The following is a 1,011-nucleotide window of genomic DNA, read 5'->3' as shown; positions in this document are numbered from 1 at the left end:
AAGACGTGGACGGTGGCTTTCAGCTTGTCGATCAGGCCCTTGTAGAACAGCAGCGAACCGCCGGGACCAGTGACGACAACGCCGCCCATCGGATCGACCCAGGCTTCGCTGGCGTGGGCGGCAAGCTGCATCGCATCGTCGGTGTAGATCAGCGAGCGGACCAGCACGGGCTTCTTTGCGGCGCGCACCTTGTCCATCGCCGCGCCGATCTGGCTGAGGTGGACCATCGATCCGCCGCCGAACGCTTCGAGATCGAGCACGACGGCCTTGATGCGCGTATCGGTGGCGGCTTCGGTAATGGCGCGGGACAGATCGCGGGCGGTATATTCCGGCGTCGGCGCCTGGCCGGAAAGGAACGAGGTGGGCGAAATGTCGCTCGCTTCTTCAACCACAACGCCAGTCAGCGGCAGGTACAGCGCGCCTTCGCGCACCATGCCGGGCGCGGGGCGGAAGCTGAGCAGCGCGTAAAGCCCTGCAAAGAACAGCAGCAGGAACAGCAGGACAAGACCGTCCTTGATGGCGACGAGGATCTTCCAGACCGATTTGGCAAAGCTCATGATGTGCAGACTATTGTGGACGGGCGGGCAAAGCCAGCGGGAAACGGCTTGAGCCTTTCCCAACCCGCCACTAGGGAACTGGTTTCAATGCAAAGCCCAACCCATCCTCAAGCAGGCCGCTATCCAGCGGGCGGCCTTGCCTTTCCGCACCGTGACCTGACCGGCATCGGCCAGCTTGCGCGCCACGAAATCCTCTACCTCCTCGACGAGGCGGAGCAATGGGTAGAACTGAACCGGCAGCCGAAGAAAAAGGTCGACCTGCTGAACGGGCTGACGATCATCAACGCCTTCTTCGAAAACTCCACGCGCACGCTGCTCAGCTTCGAGATCGCGGGCAAGCGGCTGGGCGCGGACGTGGTGAACATGCACGCGGCCACCAGCAGCGTGAAGAAGGGTGAAACGCTGATCGACACGGCGATGACGCTGAACGCGATGCGCGCCGATGCCATCGTGA

The 1,011-nt window shown here is 62.8% G+C and carries 2 pseudogenes; one reads left to right on the top strand and one right to left on the bottom strand.

The features are described from left to right. Nucleotides 1-557: pseudogene (locus tag ACOVQ0_RS02965) on the bottom strand (signal peptide peptidase SppA); the annotation flags it as partial. An 87-nt stretch (nt 558-644) separates the two neighbouring features. Between ACOVQ0_RS02965 and pyrB the strand changes: the two are divergent. Continuing rightward, nucleotides 645-1,011: pseudogene (gene pyrB / locus ACOVQ0_RS02960) on the top strand (aspartate carbamoyltransferase catalytic subunit); the annotation flags it as partial.

It is taken from the genome of Novosphingobium sp. (genome assembly GCF_049240505.1).
In the GTDB taxonomy this organism is placed as follows: Bacteria; Pseudomonadota; Alphaproteobacteria; order Sphingomonadales; family Sphingomonadaceae; genus Novosphingobium.
The sequence above is the reverse complement of the archived record's forward strand: the minus strand, read 5'-3'. Positions and strand labels throughout refer to the sequence as shown.